General features: G+C 74.1%; 20 protein-coding genes. 11 read left to right on the top strand and 9 right to left on the bottom strand.

Features of this window, described 5'->3' with window-relative positions:
- Positions 1-16: 16 nt before the first annotated feature.
- The 3 genes from J7I94_RS12855 to J7I94_RS12845 form a co-directional block, all read right to left on the bottom strand.
- A complete protein-coding gene (locus J7I94_RS12855; RefSeq protein ID WP_215167194.1) occupies positions 17-856 on the bottom strand; it encodes a DUF1206 domain-containing protein in 840 nt (279 codons plus the stop codon).
- Positions 857-1,200: 344 nt separating this feature from the next.
- Positions 1,201-2,082, bottom strand: a complete 882-nt coding sequence (locus J7I94_RS12850; protein ID WP_215167193.1) for a SigB/SigF/SigG family RNA polymerase sigma factor — start codon at positions 2,080-2,082, stop codon at positions 1,201-1,203.
- A 170-nt stretch (positions 2,083-2,252) separates the two neighbouring features.
- Entirely contained in the window at positions 2,253-2,711 is a 459-nt protein-coding gene (locus tag J7I94_RS12845) for an ATP-binding protein (protein ID WP_251075058.1), read from the bottom strand.
- A gap of 165 nt (positions 2,712-2,876) precedes the next feature.
- On the opposite strand from J7I94_RS12845, the gene J7I94_RS12840 reads away from it, so the two are divergent.
- The 3 genes from J7I94_RS12840 (at position 2,877) to J7I94_RS12830 (ending at position 5,441) form a co-directional block, all read left to right on the top strand.
- Positions 2,877-3,098, top strand: coding sequence for a hypothetical protein (locus J7I94_RS12840; RefSeq protein WP_215167192.1), 222 nt, complete (start codon positions 2,877-2,879; stop codon positions 3,096-3,098).
- Positions 3,099-3,148: 50 nt separating this feature from the next.
- Entirely contained in the window at positions 3,149-4,627 is a 1,479-nt protein-coding gene (locus J7I94_RS12835; RefSeq protein ID WP_215167191.1) for an aminotransferase class I/II-fold pyridoxal phosphate-dependent enzyme, read from the top strand.
- A 355-nt stretch (positions 4,628-4,982) separates the two neighbouring features.
- Complete coding sequence (locus J7I94_RS12830) at positions 4,983-5,441, top strand: cyclic nucleotide-binding domain-containing protein (RefSeq protein WP_215167190.1); 459 nt, start codon at positions 4,983-4,985, stop codon at positions 5,439-5,441.
- Between the two features lie 4 nt (positions 5,442-5,445).
- On the opposite strand, the gene J7I94_RS12825 is transcribed toward J7I94_RS12830, so the two are convergent.
- Together J7I94_RS12825 and J7I94_RS12820 are read right to left on the bottom strand one after the other, a co-directional pair.
- Positions 5,446-6,753, bottom strand: a complete 1,308-nt coding sequence (locus tag J7I94_RS12825; RefSeq protein ID WP_215167189.1) for an MFS transporter — start codon at positions 6,751-6,753, stop codon at positions 5,446-5,448.
- A gap of 76 nt (positions 6,754-6,829) precedes the next feature.
- On the bottom strand, positions 6,830-7,456 hold the full coding sequence (locus tag J7I94_RS12820) for a LysE/ArgO family amino acid transporter (RefSeq protein ID WP_215167188.1): 627 nt from the start codon (positions 7,454-7,456) through the stop codon (positions 6,830-6,832).
- A gap of 79 nt (positions 7,457-7,535) precedes the next feature.
- Here J7I94_RS12820 and J7I94_RS12815 point away from each other — a divergent pair, with 79 nt between their 5' ends.
- The 3 genes from J7I94_RS12815 (at position 7,536) to J7I94_RS12805 (ending at position 9,280) form a co-directional block, all read left to right on the top strand.
- Complete coding sequence (locus J7I94_RS12815) at positions 7,536-8,456, top strand: LysR family transcriptional regulator ArgP (protein WP_215167187.1); 921 nt, start codon at positions 7,536-7,538, stop codon at positions 8,454-8,456.
- 124 nt (positions 8,457-8,580) lie between these two features.
- On the top strand, positions 8,581-8,832 hold the full coding sequence (locus J7I94_RS12810) for a WhiB family transcriptional regulator (protein WP_215167186.1): 252 nt from the start codon (positions 8,581-8,583) through the stop codon (positions 8,830-8,832).
- 94 nt (positions 8,833-8,926) lie between these two features.
- A complete protein-coding gene (locus J7I94_RS12805; RefSeq protein ID WP_215167185.1) occupies positions 8,927-9,280 on the top strand; it encodes a DUF488 domain-containing protein in 354 nt (117 codons plus the stop codon).
- Positions 9,281-9,396: 116 nt separating this feature from the next.
- On the opposite strand, the gene J7I94_RS12800 is transcribed toward J7I94_RS12805, so the two are convergent.
- Positions 9,397-11,070, bottom strand: coding sequence for an FAD-binding dehydrogenase (locus J7I94_RS12800; RefSeq protein WP_215167184.1), 1,674 nt, complete (start codon positions 11,068-11,070; stop codon positions 9,397-9,399).
- A gap of 170 nt (positions 11,071-11,240) precedes the next feature.
- On the opposite strand from J7I94_RS12800, the gene J7I94_RS12795 reads away from it, so the two are divergent.
- The 3 genes from J7I94_RS12795 (at position 11,241) to J7I94_RS12785 (ending at position 13,275) form a co-directional block, all read left to right on the top strand.
- Positions 11,241-11,867 carry an alpha-ketoglutarate-dependent dioxygenase AlkB gene (locus J7I94_RS12795; protein ID WP_215167183.1) on the top strand — a complete coding sequence of 209 codons (627 nt, stop codon included), beginning with the start codon at positions 11,241-11,243 and terminating at the stop codon, positions 11,865-11,867.
- Positions 11,868-11,955: 88 nt separating this feature from the next.
- Positions 11,956-12,738, top strand: a complete 783-nt coding sequence (locus J7I94_RS12790; protein WP_215167182.1) for an MBL fold metallo-hydrolase — start codon at positions 11,956-11,958, stop codon at positions 12,736-12,738.
- A gap of 57 nt (positions 12,739-12,795) precedes the next feature.
- Positions 12,796-13,275: a RidA family protein gene (locus J7I94_RS12785; RefSeq protein WP_215167181.1), complete on the top strand. Its 480-nt coding sequence runs from the start codon at positions 12,796-12,798 to the stop codon at positions 13,273-13,275.
- A 16-nt stretch (positions 13,276-13,291) separates the two neighbouring features.
- On the opposite strand, the gene J7I94_RS12780 is transcribed toward J7I94_RS12785, so the two are convergent.
- Together J7I94_RS12780 and J7I94_RS39230 are read right to left on the bottom strand one after the other, a co-directional pair.
- Positions 13,292-13,600, bottom strand: a complete 309-nt coding sequence (locus J7I94_RS12780; RefSeq protein WP_215167180.1) for a hypothetical protein — start codon at positions 13,598-13,600, stop codon at positions 13,292-13,294.
- A complete protein-coding gene (locus J7I94_RS39230) occupies positions 13,588-13,767 on the bottom strand; it encodes a hypothetical protein (protein WP_215167179.1) in 180 nt (59 codons plus the stop codon). The genes J7I94_RS12780 and J7I94_RS39230 overlap by 13 nt, the downstream gene beginning before the upstream one ends.
- Before the next feature lie 79 nt (positions 13,768-13,846).
- On the opposite strand from J7I94_RS39230, the gene J7I94_RS12770 reads away from it, so the two are divergent.
- A complete protein-coding gene (locus J7I94_RS12770; protein WP_215167178.1) occupies positions 13,847-15,082 on the top strand; it encodes a DUF4032 domain-containing protein in 1,236 nt (411 codons plus the stop codon).
- Position 15,083: 1 nt separating this feature from the next.
- On the opposite strand, the gene J7I94_RS12765 is transcribed toward J7I94_RS12770, so the two are convergent.
- Positions 15,084-15,956, bottom strand: a complete 873-nt coding sequence (locus J7I94_RS12765; protein WP_215167177.1) for a universal stress protein — start codon at positions 15,954-15,956, stop codon at positions 15,084-15,086.
- A gap of 65 nt (positions 15,957-16,021) precedes the next feature.
- On the opposite strand from J7I94_RS12765, the gene J7I94_RS12760 reads away from it, so the two are divergent.
- Complete coding sequence (locus J7I94_RS12760) at positions 16,022-16,375, top strand: VOC family protein (RefSeq protein ID WP_215167176.1); 354 nt, start codon at positions 16,022-16,024, stop codon at positions 16,373-16,375.
- Positions 16,376-16,408: the final 33 nt, after the last annotated feature.

Genomic DNA, 16,408 nt, shown 5'->3' with positions numbered 1-16,408 from the left:
CCCCCTCCCGCGTCCCTCAGACGCGGCGCCAGCGGGCCAGTGCGAACGAGAACACGCCGAACAGCACCAGTCCGGCCGCGACGCAGGCCAGGAGCATGGGTCCGAGCGGGGTCTCGGCGAAGGAGCGCAGGGTGTCGTCCAGGCCCTTGGCCCGGCCCGGCTCGTAGTCGACCGCGGCCCGTACGGCGAAGGCGCCGGCCACGGCGAACACCAGGCCCCGCGCCACTCCCCCGGCCACGCCGGTCACGTCCACCAGCCGCCGGGACCAGGGGGCGAGCTCGCTCGCCTTGAGCTTCTTGCGGTAGCCGCGCCGGGCGGCCTGGACGCCGATCACGACACCGGCGACGACTATGCCGGCACCGGCGATGCCCACCAGCCACTGTCCGCCGGGCATCTGAAGGACCCGGGCGGTGACGTCGCGGGACTGCTGGTCGCTGGAGCCGCCGGAACCGTTGCGGGGGTTCACCGCGAACGCCAGCACCGAGTAGGCGACGAAGGCGTAGAACCCGCAGCGGGCGGTGGCCGCCAGCCGCTTCTTCGCCGTGCGGCCGTCAGGTCCCACGGCGCCGAACACCGCCTCCGACAGCCGCCACAGGGCCATGCCCACCAGTCCGATGCCCAGGGCCCACAGCAGGACCGAGCCGAACGGCTGGTCCGCCAGTGCCTCCAGGGCACCCGAGCGGTCGGCCTCCTCGGTCCCGTCGCCGAAGGCGATCCGCAGGGCCAGGGTGCCGACCAGCAGATAGATCACGCCCCGGGCGGTGAGCCCGGCGCGGGCGGCGCCCTCGGCGACCGTTCCGTCGGCCGCCCGGCGGGCCCGTCCGCGGGCGGTAGCGGCCAGTACTCGCGTGGTCATCTCGTCCTCCCCTTCCGAGACTCCCGGATGCCCCGGCGCGCACCGCGCACACCCTGCGGCCCGGGTGCCGATACGGACCGTTCGGTTCCGGTGGAGACGGCTTCCCGGGGGGGTGCCGTGCCCCTCCGGTGACAGGCCCGTGCCCCGCCACGCCGGTCGGCGTGGCGGGGTGGGTGCGCCAGGCTTCCCGGGCGCGCGGGCGCGTCCCGGCCGGTCGTCGCCGCACCGCGCGGGCCGGCCGTGGCCGGGCACGGTGCGGCGGAGGCCGACCGGGACGCGACGGCCTCGGCCTCTGTCAGCCGGGACCCGGAGGCTGGTGAGGGAGGCCGGGGCGGCCCGGAGGGTCAGGGCGCCGGGCGGCGTCCAGGGCCCCGGCGGGCGGGGCGCCGGCCCATCGCCTCGTCGCGCACCCGGGCGCAGCTGCGGCTGATGAGCCGGGAGACGTGCATCTGCGAGATGCCGAGCTGGTCGGCTATCCGGCTCTGGGTCATGTCCTCGAAGAACCGCATGTAGAGGATGGCGCGCTCCCGCTCGGGCAGCCTGCGCAGCCCTTCCTTGGCGGACTCGCGGTCGACCACGACGTCGTAGGAGTTGTCCGACGTGCCGAGGGTGTCGGCGAGGCTGTAGCCGTCGTCGCCGGCCGAGAGCTCGGCGTCCAGCGACAGGGTGCTGAAGCTCTCCAGGGCCTCCATCCCGGCGCTGACCTCCTCCTCGGTCAGTCCGGTGTGGGCGGCGATGTCGGCGGTCGAGGGCTCGGGGCTGCCGGGGTTCTGGGTGAGTTCGCGCCGGGCCACCCGTACCTTGTTGCGCAGTTCCTGCACGCGGCGGGGCACCCGAAGGGCCCACATCCGGTCCCGGAAGTGCCGCTTGACCTCGCCGGTGATGGTGGGCACGGCGTAACTCTCGAAGGCGCCCCGCTCCGGGTCGAACCGGTCGATGGCCTTCACCAGGCCCAGTGCCGCGACCTGACGCAGGTCCTCGACGGACTCGCCGCGGTCGCGGAAGCGGCCCGCGATGCGGTGGGCCATGGGCAGCCACGCGGTGACGAGTTCGTCACGCACCGCGTCGCGTTCGGGTCCCTCCTCCAGTGCCGCCAACCGGGTGAACAGGCTCGCGGTGTCGGGGGCGTCGTCGTGGCGGCGCCGGGGCGGCGCGCTCGTCGGCTCGGTGGCGGCGGTGGTGGGCTCGGGGGTGGCGGGACGGTCGGTGGGGGTGTCGATGAGCATGCGGATCGCTCCTGAACGGTGGTCTCAGGGGGACTTCCGCGGGAACGGCGCTGCGGTCGACTGGAGTGCCGAAGCAGCCATACCGCTCCCGCTGCTGCGCCTCCGGTCCGAAGCACGAAACTGCGACTGCCCTTCCCCTCGGGGAACAAACTCCGCTTTTCGAAATGTACTCAGGACAGCGGTATCAGCACGCTGATGCACTTGCCTCCGGAGGGCAGCTCGGACACGCGTACGTCGCGGGCCAGGCGGCAGACGATCGGCCAGCCCCGGCCGCCCACCCGCCAGCGGCTCCGCAGGTCGGCGGGTGGCGGGGGCGCCGGCAGTTCGTCGCTCCGGTCGCTCACCGAGACCCGCAGCCCGGGGCCGTCGACGTCGACCCGGAAGTCGGTGACGCCGCCGCCGTGCAGGATGGCGTTGGTGGTCAGTTCCGAGGCGACCAGTACGGCGTCCGACAGGGCGTCGGCGTCGTACCGGGTGCCGCCTTCCCGGCAGCGCGCGGTGACCGCGCGCTCCACGGCCCGGCGCGCGTCGGCGGGTTTGCTCGGCCTGGGCGGCCGGTCACGTCCGGCACCGTCGTGTTCCGTGCCGTTCCGCTCGGTGGCGGAGGGGGTCATGGGCTTCTCACACATCCGTCAGCTCCCTGGTCGTGTGGAACATCGTGTGAACCGAGCCGGAGCCCGCCCTGCCCGCGGCTGCGTCGTGTTCCGGCTGACCTCTCACCGCACCCGCAAACCTCAGGACCTCCGTACGGCCCAGTGGCCATGCGGCCGCCGTACCGGGGGTACGCGGTGTGCATGACGGATGTTGTGGACTCGGACGAACTGCTGCGGCGCATGCACCGGGCGCGGGCCTGCGCGGCCCAGGAGGAGCGGACCTGGCGGACCCGGCGGGACGAGCTGCGGCCGACCGACCCGGAGGGAGCGCGGGAGGCCGAGGTGCGGTCGGTGGCCTACGGGGCGGTGCTGCGGGTGCTGGACGAGGTACTGACGCCAGGCCGGCGGACGGAACGGGGCTGACCCCTCGGACGGTGTCGATTGGGGCGTCCGGAGCGGGGAAACCGCAGGGCATGGCCATCGATCACACCCAGGCTCCGGTGCTCCAAGCTCTCGCCGACTACCGCCGGGAGGGCCGGCTGTCGTTCACGCCCCCGGGGCACAAGCAGGCGCGGGGCGCGGACCCGGCCGTCCGTGAGGTGCTGGGCGACGCGGTCTTCCTCGGTGACGTCCTGGCGACCGGGGGGCTCGACGACCGGCTCACCCGTGACCGGGTGCTCCAGCGCGCCCAGGAACTGATGGCCGACGCCGTCCACGCCGACCACACCTTCTTCTCGACGTGCGGCAGTTCCCTGTCGGTCAAGGCGGCGATGCTCGCGGTCGCGGGGCCGCACGAGAAGCTGCTGATCGGCCGGGACGCCCACAAGTCGGTGGTGTCCGGTCTGGTGCTGTCGGGCATCGAGCCGGTCTGGGTCGAGCCGCGCTGGGACGCGGAGCGCCATCTCGCCCATCCGCCGTCCGCGGCGGAGTACGAGGCGGCCTTCGCCGACCACCCCGACGCCAGAGGCGCCCTGATCACCAGTCCGACACCGTACGGCGCCGGCGCGGACCTGGCCGCCGTCGCCGAGGTCTGCCACCGGCGCGGACGTCCGCTGATCGTCGACGAGGCGTGGGGCGCGCACCTGCCCTTCCACCCGGACCTGCCGTCCTGGGCGATGGACGCGGGCGCCGACATCTGTGTGACCAGCATCCACAAGATGGGCAGCGGCCTTGAACAGGGTTCCGTCTTCCATCTCCAGGGCGACCTGGTGGAGCCGAAGCTGCTGGGCATGCGCGCGGACCTGCTCAGCACCACCAGCCCCTCGGTGCTGATCTTCGCGGGGCTGGACGGCTGGCGCCGCCAGATGGCGCTCGGCGGACGGGAGATCATGGGCGGCGCGCTGGAGCTGGCGGCGGAGGTGCGGGCCGCGGTCGAGGAGATCGACGGCATGCACGTCAACGACCGGGCGGACTTCTGCGGCCCGGGGCTGGCCGACGCTTTCGACCCGCTGCCGGTCGTCATCGACCTCGACGGGCTCGGTATCTCCGGCTACCAGGCCGCCGACCGGCTGCGCGAGCGGCACGGCATCATCGCCCACCTGACGGACCACCGGCGGATCGGCGCGCAGATCACCCACGGCGACGACCGGGAGACCACCGGGGAGTTGCTCGCGGCGCTCAAGGAGCTCGCGCAGGCCGCCCCCGGGCTGCCGGACACCCCCCGGGTGGCGGTCCCGTCACCGGCCGAACTGCGGATGGCGCAGGCGCGGCTGCCGCGGGACGCCTTCTTCGGGCCGACCGAGGACGTCCCCGTGGAGCGGGCGGCCGGCCGGATCGCGGCGGAGATGATCACCCCGTACCCGCCGGGCATCCCGGCCGTCCTGCCGGGCGAGCGGCTGACCGAGCCGGTGCTGCGCTACCTGACCAGCGGCCTGGCCGCCGGGATGTACCTGCCGGACCCGAGCGACCCGGCGCTGGAGACGGTGCGGGTGGTCGCGGAGCACGCCGGATGAGACCCGTACTCCTCGGCCTTGCGGCGTCGCACGCCCGGCGGACGCGGGCCGCACCGCCGCCGACGCGCGCGGTGCGGCGGGTGAGACGGGTGAGACGGGTCACGTCCTCCACCCCCGGTTTCATGGAACGTCCGCAAATGGTTTAGCGTTCACCTATACGTGGTGACGGAGTCGATCCGCGCGGTCCTCCGGCGCCACTGTTCACGGCCCTGGCTGGATCCCCCCGTCCAGCCAGGGCTTTTTCATACCGTCACGGAATCTCCGCGCCCGCCGAGGTGCCCAGGGCCGCGCCGGCCGCTGAAATGGGCGTAGGGAAAACACCGGAACCGCATCGGCCGGCGAGGAGTTCCGTGTCATGACCAAAGCGATCAAACTGCTCAACGCCCTCCCCCCGCCCCAGCGGGCGCGGCTGACCGAACTGGCCAGGGAGGTCCACTTCCCGGAGGACACCCGGATCTTCGAGGCGGGCGGCACGGCCGACCGCTTCTGGGTGGTCCGCTCCGGCGCCGTCTCCCTCACCCAGCGGGTGACGTCGCTGCAGAGCGTGACGGTCGCCAGCCTCGGCGCGGGCGACCTGCTCGGCTGGTCCTGGCTGTTCCCGCCGTACCGGTGGGACTTCGGCGCCGAGGCGTTCAGCGCGGTGCGCGCCTACGAGTTCGACGCCGCCGCGGTGCTCCGGCTCTGCGAGGACGATCCCCGGCTCGGCGTGGTCCTGGTGCGGTCCGTCGCCGAGATCCTGGCGCACCGGCTGGAGACGACCCGGGGCAAACTCCTGGAGCAGTACGCGCTGCACCGGCGGGGCGGCCCGCTGTAGCGGGTCAGACGCGGTAGCGGCGCAGGGCGGGCACCGTCAGGGCCAGGCCCAGCATCACCACGACGACCAGCAGCCCGCCCCCCGTCACGGCGCCGCGGGCCCCGAAGGCCGAGCCCGCGGTGCCGTGCAGCACGTCGGCCAGGCGCGGTCCGCCCGCGACGACGACCGTGAAGACGCCCTGCATCCGGCCGCGCATCTCGTCGGTCGCGGCGGACAGCAGGATGGCGCCGCGGAAGACCATGGAGACCATGTCGGCGACGCCCGCGACCGCGAGGAAGACCACCGCGAGCCACAGGCTCCCGCTCAGTCCGAAGCCCGCGACGGCCGCGCCCCAGGCGACGACCGCGCCGATCACCATCCAGCCGTGCCGCCGGGCCCGGGAGAAGGTGCCGGAGAACAGTCCGCCGGCCACCGCGCCGATCGGGATGGCCGCGTACAGCAGGCCCAGCGCGAGCCCCTCGCCCGAGCCCGCGTACGTCTCGGCGGCGAGCTGCGGGAACAGGGCCCGGGGCATGCCGAACACCATCGCGACGATGTCGGCGAGGAAGGACAGCAGCAGCACCGTGTGCCCGGCGATGTAGCGGAAGCCGGCCACCACCTCGCGCAGGCCCGCTCGCCCCTTCCCGCCGCCCGTCAGCGGCAGCAGGGCGGGCAGCCGGTAGACCGCCCACACCGTGACGCACAGGGCGACGGCGTCGATGAGGTACAGCTCGGGCAGGCCGATGACCGGGATCAGGACGCCCGCGAGCAGGGGGCCCACCACCTGGCCGGTCTGCATGACGGTCGAGCCGAGGGCGTTGGCGGCGGGCAGCTCGTCCTCGGGGACCAGGCGGGCGATGGAGGCGCTGCGCGCCGGGGAGTTCAGGCCCCAGAAGGCCTGCTGGAGCGCCAGCAGCACCATCAGTACGACGACCGACTCCAGGCCGGTGGCGGCCTGCACCCAGAACAGCAGCGAGGTCACGGCTATGCCGCTGTTGGTGATCAGCAGCAGTCTGCGGCGGTCCATGGTGTCGGCGACCGCGCCGCCCCACAGCGCGAACACGACCAGCGGCACCAGGCCGGCCAGGCTGGCGGCGCCCACCCAGGCGGAGGAACCGGTGATGTCGTAGATCTGCTTGGGCACGGCGACGGCGGTGAGCTGGCTGCCGACGGCCGTGACGATGGTGGAGACCCACAGCCGCCGGAAGGCGGGGCGGCGCAGGGGGCGGGTGTCCATCGCCCAGCGGCGCCAGCCCCGGCGCGGGGCGGGGGGCGCGTCGTCGGCGTCGGGGGTCTGGGCCCGGGGTTCGGTACTGCTGTCGCTCGTGTCCACGCATTCCTACTTGGTCGTTACATCTTTCGACGTCCTCACTATCGCAGGGCGGTGGGGCGGCGCGGTGTGACGGGCGTCAACTCCCGGCGATCAGCGAGACGCCGAGGGCGATCATGACGGCGGCGACCAGACCGTCCAGAACCCGCCATGCCCGGGGACTGGCGAGGAAACGGCCGAGGTGGCGGGCGCCGAAGCCGAGCGCGGCGAACCAGGCGAGGCTCGCGAGCGCCGCGCCCAGGCCGAAGTCCCAGCGCAGCGGGCCGCGGTCGGCGGCGACCGAGCCGAGCAGGAAGACGGTGTCCAGGTAGACGTGGGGGTTGAGCCAGGTCAGCGCCAGACAGGTGAGCACCGCCCGCCGCCGGGAGCCCGCCCCGCCGTCGCCGTACCCGCCGTCCGGCCGCAGCGCGCCGGCCGGCCGGAACACCCGCCGGGCGGCCAGGGCGCCGTACCCCAGCAGGAAGGCCCCGCCGATCCAGCCGACCGCCGTCAGCGCGCCCGGCCAGGCCACCACCAGGGCGCCGACCCCGCCGACGCCCAGGGCGATCAGCACCGCGTCGGACAGGGCGCAGATGCCGACCACGGCCAGGACCGCGTCCCGGCGGACGCCCTGGCGCAGGACGAAGGCGTTCTGGGCGCCGATGGCGACGATGAGGGAGAGGCCGGTACCGAAGCCGGCGGCCGCGGCGGCCAGGGCGTTGTTCATGCCCCGACGCTAAGCGAGCGGCCATCGCGCGTACAGCTAAAGATTCTTACGTATCCTTAGCTCTTGTGAAGGTGACGCGATGAGCGCATCGGCGACGGCGGCCCTGGGCGACCTGCCCCTGGACCAGGTGCGGACCCTGCTGGCGGTGGTGGACGAGGGGACGTTCGACGCCGCCGCGGCGGCGCTGCACGTGACGCCCTCGGCGGTGAGCCAGCGGGTGAAGGCCCTGGAGCAGCGGACCGGCCGGGTCCTGCTGCTGCGCACCAAGCCGGTGCGGCCCACCCCGTCCGGCGCGGTGCTGGTACGGCTGGCCCGGCAGGTGGCGTGGCTGGCCCGGGACGCCCACGCCGAACTGGGGCTGAGCGGGGCCGGTGAGCCGGTCCATGTGTCGGTGGCGGTGAACGCGGACTCGCTGGCGACCTGGTTCCTCGGCGCGCTCACCCGGGTGCCGCGCGATCCGCCGCTCTGCTTCGAGCTGCGCCGCGAGGACGAGGACCACACGGCGGCCCTGCTCCGGGAGGGCGTGGTGATGGCCGCGGTGACCTCGTCGCCGGACGCGGTGCCGGGCTGCTCGGTACGGCCGCTGGGGCGGATGCGGTATCTCCCGGTGGCCGCACCGGAGTTCGCCGCCCGGTACCTGGACGGACCGCTGCACCGGGCACTGGCGGAGGCGCCCGTGGTGGTGTTCGACCGGCGCGACGACTTCCAGGACGGCTTCGTCCGCCGGCTCGGTGGCGGACACGGGTCCGCGAGCCCGGTGCGGCACTACGTCCCCACCTCGGAGGGGTTCGTCGAGGCCGTCGCCGCCGGACTGGGGTGGGGCATGGTGCCCGAGCCGCAGGCCGAACCCCTGCTGCGCAGCGGCCGGTTGACCGAGCCGTCCCCCGGGACGGCGGTCGACGTGCCGCTGTACTGGCAGCAGTGGAAGCTCGACTCGCCGGCCCTGGCCACGGTGGCCGAGGCGGTGGGGGCGGCCGCGGCCCGGGCGCTGCGGGCGTAGGAACTCCCGTACCCGGAAGCGACTTCGCGGCCTTCCGCCCGTTTGGCCCCGCCGTCCACAGGTCACCCGAGGGTGAGCAACCCGAATCCGTGACAGCGCGATACGACGATCGCAGGTGACTTTGATGGACGACTGGCGAGAGCACGCGGCCTGCCGCGCCGAGGACCCCGACCTGTTCTTCCCGGTCGGCACCTCGGGCCCGGCCCTGCTGCAGACCGAACAGGCGAAGGCGGTCTGCCGGCGCTGCCCGGTCCGGGACCAGTGCCTGGAATGGGCCCTGGACACGGGGCAGTCCATCGGCGTCTGGGGCGGGACCGACGAGAACGAGCGACGCGCCCTGAAGCGGCGCCTGGCGTCCCGCCGGCGGACGGGCTGACCGTGCGGTCCGGCCCCGGGAAGCGGACGGGCGGGCGGCGCTGGGGCCGCGTAGGCTCGGCCCCAGCGCCGTCCGCCGCCGAAGGGACCGAGCCGTGAACGTCCGTGTGCGCCGCGTCTACGACCCGCCCGAGCCGGACGACGGCACGCGGGTGCTGGTGGACCGGCTGTGGCCGCGCGGCCTGAAGAAGGACGCCGCGCACGTGGACGAGTGGCCCAAGGAACTCACCCCGTCCACGGAACTGCGCCGCTGGTACCACGCGGGCGAGGGCTCCTACGAGGAGTTCGCCGGGCGTTACGAGGCCGAACTGGCCGCTCCGGAGGCGGCCGGGGCACTCGACCGGCTGAGAGAGCTGGCGGGCCAGGGGCCCGTGACGCTGCTGACCGCGTCCAAGGACACCGGCCGCGGCCACGCCGCCGTACTGGTCCGCCTGCTCGGCGGGAGCTGAGCAACCGCCCCCTCGAACCCGGCCCTTCAAGCCCGGCCCCCAGGCCCCGGCACTGTGGCGGCCGTCGGGTCCCACGGCGCCGGACACCGCCTCCGACAGCCGCCACAGGGCCGCCCTCAAGCCGTCTGCCGTGCCGCCGCGCGTCCGGCCGCCCGCCCCGAGAAGAGGCAGCCGCCCAGGAAGGTGCCCTCCAGGGCGTTGTACCCGTGCACCCCGCCGCCGCCGAACCCGGCCACCTCACCCGCCGCGTACAGGCCCTCGACCGGCGTGCCGTCGGCGCCGAGGGCGCGGGAGTCGAGGTCGGTCTGGATGCCGCCGAGGGTCTTGCGGGTGAGGATGTGCAGCTTGACGCCGATCAGCGGGCCGGCCGCCGGGTCGAGGATGCGGTGCGGGGACGCCACCCGGCTGATCCGGTCGCTGAGGTAGCGGCGGGCGTTGCGGATGCCCTGGATCTGGGCGTCCTTGCTGTAGGGGTTGGCCACCTGGAGGTCGCGGGCCTCGATCTGGCGGCGGACGGCGGCGGCGTCGAGGAGCGGCTTGTCGGTGAGCCCGTTCATCCGGTCGACGAGCTGTTCGAGGGTCGGCGCGGTCACGAAGTCGGCGCCTTCGCGCACGAAGGCGGCCACCGGCCCCGGGGCGCCCTTGCCGACGACCCGTTCCCGCAGGAAGGCCGCCCGGTCCTTGGCCGTGATGTCCGGGTTCTGTTCGGAGCCCGACAGCGCGAACTCCTTCTCCACGATCTTCCGGGTGAGGATGAACCAGGAGTGGTCGTACGGGGCGATGTCCTCGTCGGTGCGCAGGTGCCTGAGGGTGCCGAGGGTGTCGTAGCCGGGCAGGCAGGGGTCGGGCAGACGGCGGCCGAGCGCGTCGAACCACATCGGGGACGGGCCCGGCAGGATGCGGATGCCGTGGCCGGGCCAGACGGGGTCCCAGTTGCGCAGGCCCTCGGTGTAGTGCCACATGCGGTCGCGGTTGACCAGGCGGACGCCCGCCGCCTCGCTGATGTCCAGCATCCGTCCGTCGACGTAGGCGGGGACGCCGGTGACCATCTGGGCGGGTGGGGTGCCCAGGCGCTCGGGCCAGTACCGGCGGACGATGTCGTGGTCGGCGCCGATGCCGCCGGAGGTGACGATCACGGCCTGGGCGGTCAGTTCGAAGTCGCCGGTCCGGTCCCGGTTGGAGGCGACACCGCGCGGTGAGCTGTCCTCGGCCAGGACCGTGCCCCGTACGCCGCGCGCGGTGCCGCCCTCGATGATCAGCTCGTCGACGCGGTGCCGGTGGTGGAAGGTGAGCAGTCCGTCGCGCACGGCCTGCTTGGCGTACCGCGCGAAGGGCTCGACCACTCCGGTGCCGGTGCCCCAGGCGATGTGGAAGCGGGGCACCGAGTTGCCGTGTCCGTCGGCCCGGAGGTCGCCGCGCTCGGCCCAGCCGACGTTGGGCAGCAGCTTGATGCCGTGCCCGTCCAGCCAGGACCGCTTCTCCCCCGCCGCGAACTCGACGTACGCCCGGGCCCAGCGCACCGCCCAGGAGTCCTCGTCGTCGAGGCGGTCGAAGCCGGCGCTGCCCTGCCAGTCGTTCCAGGCCAGCTCGAAGCTGTCCTTGACACCGAGGCGCCGCTGTTCCGGGGAGTCGACGAGGAACAGCCCGCCGAACGACCAGAACGCCTGCCCGCCGAGATTGGCGGCGTTCTCCTGGTCGACGAGGGCCACCCGGCGGCCCCGGCCGGTCAGTTCGTGCGCCGCGACCAGTCCCGCGAGGCCCGCTCCGACGACGATGACGTCGGCGTCCATGGCGATCGTCCCTTCCTCGTTCCGTTGTTCCCTCGGCCACCGCCCTGCCGCGGCCCGCTCCGTCACCGTCGGTCTGCGTTCGATACGGGAACGTATCCGATTCACCGGCGCATGCGAACCTCCCGCACCACGCCTGGAACGTACGTTCGATTGCGAGGTACGCTCGGGGTATGGCCACGCACCTCCAGGGTTCCCTCTTCGACCAGACCGACCGGCCACGGCTCGGCCCGCTCGGCGGAATCCGCCGCACCCGGCTGGGCTCCGGCGCCTGGATCGACGTGCTCCCGGGGTGGCTGAGCGGCGCCGACGCGCTGTTCGAGCGGCTCGCCGCCGAGGTCCCCTGGCGCGCGGAGCGGCGCGAGATGTACGACCGGGTGGTCGACGTCCCCCGGCTGCTCGCCTTCTACGGGGCGCGGGACCCCCTGCCCGACCCGGTCCTCGACGAGGCCCGCGACGCCCTCACCGCGCACTACGGCGAGGAGCTGGGCGAGCCGTTCACCACGGCGGGCCTGTGCTACTACCGGGACGGGCGGGACAGCGTCGCCTGGCACGGCGACCGGGTCGGCCGGGGCGCGCGCGAGGACACGATGGTCGCCATCCTCTCCGTGGGCACGCCCCGGGACCTGCTGCTGCGTCCGGTGGGCGGCGGCAGCGCGGTGCGCCGGCCGCTGGGCCACGGCGACCTGATCGTGATGGGCGGCTCCTGCCAGCGCACCTGGGAGCACTGCGTACCGAAGTCCGCGCGGGTCGCGGGCGGCCGGATCAGCGTCCAGTTCCGCCCGCACGGCGTGCGGTGAGACCGACCGGAACCCACCGCTCCGCCACCGCCCGGCGTCTGCTTGGCTGTTCCCGTCCACCAGCCCCTCTCAGGACGCGGAGTGAGCGATGAGCGCCGACGTGCGACAGGTCGCGGACGGCACCTATCTGGTGCACGGCAGCAACACCAACTGGGTGATCCTCACCGACGGGGACGCGGTGACGCTGATCGACACCGGCTACCCCGGTGACCGGCAGGCGGTGCTCGACTCGCTGGCCTCGGTGGGGAGTTCGCCGGAGGCGGTGGCGGCCGTCCTCATCACGCACGCCCACAACGACCACTTGGGCTCCGCCGAGTACCTGCGCTCCACGTACGGCACGCCCGTCCTGCTGCACGAAGCCGAAGTACCGCACGCCCGGCGGGACTTCCTCCAGCAGGTCCCGATCCCGACGGTCCTGCGCAACGCCTGGCGACCGGGCGTGCTGCCGTGGATCGCGCACGCCGCCCGCTCCGGCGGCACCGCGCACCTGCCGGTCGCCGAGCCGCGGCCGTTCCCGGCGGTGGGCGCCCTGGACCTGCCCGGCAGGCCCGTCCCCGTGCACACTCCGGGACACACGGACGGCCACTGCGCCTACCACCTGCCGGAGACCGGGGTGGTGATCTCGGGCGACGCCCTGGTCACCGGCCACCCCATCTCCCGGACCGAGGGGCCGCAACTGCTGCCCGACATGTTCCACCACGAGCGCGCCCGGACCGTGGCGTCGCTGGACGTGTTCGAGGAACTGGACGGCGACCTGCTGCTGCCCGGACACGGGCCGGCGCACCGGGGGTCCGTGGCCCGGGCCGCGCGGCGGGCAAGGGAGCTCGCCGAGGCCGCGGGCCGGGCACGGGGTTCCGCTCCCCTCCGTTGACGTGGAACTCCCCCCGACTCCCCCGATGTCCAGCCACGGCACCTCTGGACTCGGCCCATGTCGCCGCATGAGGCGGACCGGCCCCCCTCGGAGGTTCTCGCCTCGCTGGGACTCGGCCTGCCGTCGGTCAGTCCGCCCAAGGGCCGGTACGTGCCCGCCGTCGTGAGCGGCCGCTTCGTCTTCGTGGCGGGGCAGATGCCCCTTGAGGACGGCAGGCTGGTGGCGACCGGGCATGTCGGCGGGGAGGTGACGGTGGCCCTGGCCCGGGAGCCGAGCCGGCGCCTCGCCCTCGCGTCGCCGGCCGCCGTCGACGCGGTGGCGGGGGTCGACCGGGTGACCCGCATCGTCAAGGTCACCGGTGATGTGGCGGTGGCACCCCGGTTCCGTGACCTGGACGCGGCCGTCGACGGCGCCGGCGCGCGCTACGAGGCGGTGTTCGGCGCCCGCGGCGCGCAGGCCCGTGCGGTGGCGGGGGTCGCGGACCTGCCTCTGGACACGCCTGTGGAGATCGAGACCCTGGTCGAGATCGACCGGTGACGGCGGGGCCGCGCCCTCACAGGGGCACGGCCGTACCGGTGATGCCGATGCCGGTGCGCGGGTCCTCGGGGACGGTGACGGTGATGGTGCTCGGACGGCCCATGCCGTACCCCTGGAGGACGGTCGGCCGGGACGGCAGGGGAATCCAGGCGCGCCTCCCGCAGGCAGCCCCCGAGCGCGTCGGCCGCGGCCCCCGTGGCCGGGTCCTCGAAGACCCCGCCGGTGGGGAAGGGTCACGGGCGTGGAAGACCGTGCCGCTCTCCCTGCGGACCAGATCGACCGTCACCCAGCCGTGGCGGTTCATCAGGGCGGTCAGACACGGCATGTCGTGGCGAGACGGGCCAGCCGGTCGCGCGAGGCGGTGGCCGGCACGACGTGCCAGGCACCGGCGTAGGCGGCTCGGGGCGGCAGGAGCGGGTCGAGATCCGCGCCTCCCGCCGCAGTCGGCGCGATGTCGCCGTCGTACGAGCCCACCGGCAGCGGAGCTGTCACGCCCGTTACCGAACGGGCCGGCATCGGAGAGAAGTCCTTAAGGTGATCCCGTTCACCGGCGAGACGAGGACACCGACCCATGGCTCTGCAGATCAACGCGACCAACCCCGAGCACCCGGCGCTCCTGCTCGAACTGCCCTGGCACACCCCGCTGGAGGAGTGGCCCGAGAAGCACCTCGTGCCGCTGCCGCGCGGGATCTCCCGGCACGTGGTCCGGTACGCCCGTGCCGGGGACGAGATCGTCGCCGTCAAGGAACTGGCGGAGCGGCCCGCGCTGCGCGAGTACGAGCTGCTGCGCGACCTGGACCGCCTCGGCATCCCGGCGGTGGACGCCCTCGGCGTGGTCACCGGCCGCACGGACGCCGCGGGCGAGCCGCTGGAGCCGGTGCTGATCACCCGGCACCTCGGCGGCTCGATGCCGTACCGGTCGATGTTCGAGACGACGCTGCGCCCGGCGACCATGCACCGGCTGATGGACGCCCTGGCGGTGCTGCTGGTGCGGCTGCACCTGGCCGGGTTCGCCTGGGGCGACTGCTCGCTGTCCAACACCCTGTTCCGGCGCGACGCGGGCGCCTACGCCGCCTACCTGGTGGACGCCGAGACCGGCGAGCTGCACCCGCGGCTGAGCGAGGGCCAGCGGGACTACGACCTCGACCTGGCCCGGGTCAACATCAGCGGCGAGCTGCTCGACCTGGAGGCGTCCGGCGCGCTGCACCCGTCCGTGGACGCCATCGAGTTCGGCACCGAGATCTGTGCCCGCTACCGGAGCCTGTGGCAGGAGCTGACCCGCACCTCCGTGTACCCGGCGGGCAAGTACCACTACATAGAGCGGCGGATACGGCGGCTCAACGACCTCGGTTTCGACGTGGCCGAGATGCAGATCGAGCACGCCTCCGACGGCGACACCGTCACCTTCGTGCCCAAGGTCGTCGACGCCGGGCACCACCAGCGCCAACTGCTGCGGCTGACGGGCCTGGACGCCGAGGAGAACCAGGCCCGGCGGCTGCTGAACGACCTGGAGTCCTGGATGGCCACCCAGGACGACTACGCCCCCGGCGACCCCCTGGGCGCCCGCCCGGAGGTCCTCGCCCACCGCTGGGTGCGCGAGGTGTTCCGGCCGACCGTGCGGGCGGTGCCGTACGAGCTGCGCGGGGCCATGGACCCGGCGGAGATCTATCACGAGCTGCTGGAGCACCGCTGGTACCTGTCCGAGCGGGCCCAGCACGACATCGGGCTGGACACCGCCGTCCAGGACTACATCACCGACGTCCTGCCCAAGGCCCGCGAGACGCTCCGGCCCACGGCCGAGGAGTGACTCACGCGTGCGGTACGACGGCCACCGGGCACCCGGCGTGGTGCAGCACCCCGTGGGCGACCGAGCCGATCCGGGCGCCGACGGCCGAGCGGCGGGCGCGGCGGCCGACGACCATCAGCTGGGCGCGCCCGGCCACCGACAGCAGGACCTGCCCGGCGCTGCCCATCTCCACGTGCTCGACCACGGGCACGTCGGGGAAGCGGGCCCGCCACGGCCTGAGCGCCTCGGCCAGCGCCTTGCGCTCGTAGGGCTCCAGGCCCCCGGCGTCGTCCAGCAGCTTGAGCGAGGCGGGGCTGTAGGAGAACAGCGGCGGCAGGGTCCAGGCCCGTACCGCGCGTACGGTGGCCCCGCGGGCGGCGGCGGCCTCGAACGCGAACCGCAGCACCTCGGCGCTGTCCTCCGCCTCGCCCTGCTGGCCGACGACGATCTCGTGCCCGGCCACCTCGTCGGAGGGACGGTCACCGGCGCGGACCAGGACGACGGGCCGGGTCGCCTCAGCGATGACCTGCTGGCCCACGGAACCCAGCAGGAAGCCGACGACCGCCCCGTGGCCGCGCGAGCCGAGCACCAGCACGCCGGTGTCGGCCGCCACGGCGACCAGCGTCTCCACCGGGTCGCCCTCGACCACGTCGGTGGTGACCTCCAGGCCGTGATGGCGGGCCGTCACCGTGCCCACCGCCTCGGCCAGCGTCTCGCGCACCCACCGCTCCTGCGCGTCCCGGTCCCCGGCCCGGTCCACCGCCTCCGGCTCGAACCGCCAGACGTGCACCACGCGCAGCGCCGCCCCGTGCCGGACGGCCTGCCGGGCCGCCCAGGCCAGTGCCGCCAGGCTCTCCTCCGATCCGTCCACCCCTGCCGTGATCGGGCGCGTCATGCGGTTCCTCCCTGCGTCGCGGTAATTGCGTGCGCTGTCAGTCTTCCTTACGTACCCTGCCCGCCATGACGTTGGAGTGGGAACAAGTGATCATCGACTCGGCCGATCCGGAGGCGCTCGGCCGCTGGTGGGCCGAGGCGCTGGGCTGGGTGGTGGTGGACGACTCCTCGGGGGTGTACGAGATCCGTCCGGAGCCGGACCGGCTGCCGGGGCTGCTCTTCGTCCCGGTGCCCGACGCCAAGACCGTCAAGAACCGGCTGCACCTCGACTTCCGGCCCGTCGACCAGGCGGCCGAGGTCGCCCGGCTGCTCGCGCTGGGCGCGCGCCGCGCCGACGTCGGGCAGGGCGAGCAGTCCTGGGTGACGATGACGGACCCCGAGGGCAACGAGTTCTGCGTGCTGGGCGCGCGCCGCGGCTGACCCGGGCCGGGCGGCGCACGCCGGTCGGTGCAC

Source organism: Streptomyces sp. ISL-12, assembly GCF_018614415.1.
Taxonomy (GTDB): domain Bacteria; phylum Actinomycetota; class Actinomycetes; order Streptomycetales; family Streptomycetaceae; genus Streptomyces.
Note: the sequence above shows the minus strand (reverse complement) of the source record. Positions and strands in the feature narration are given on the sequence as shown.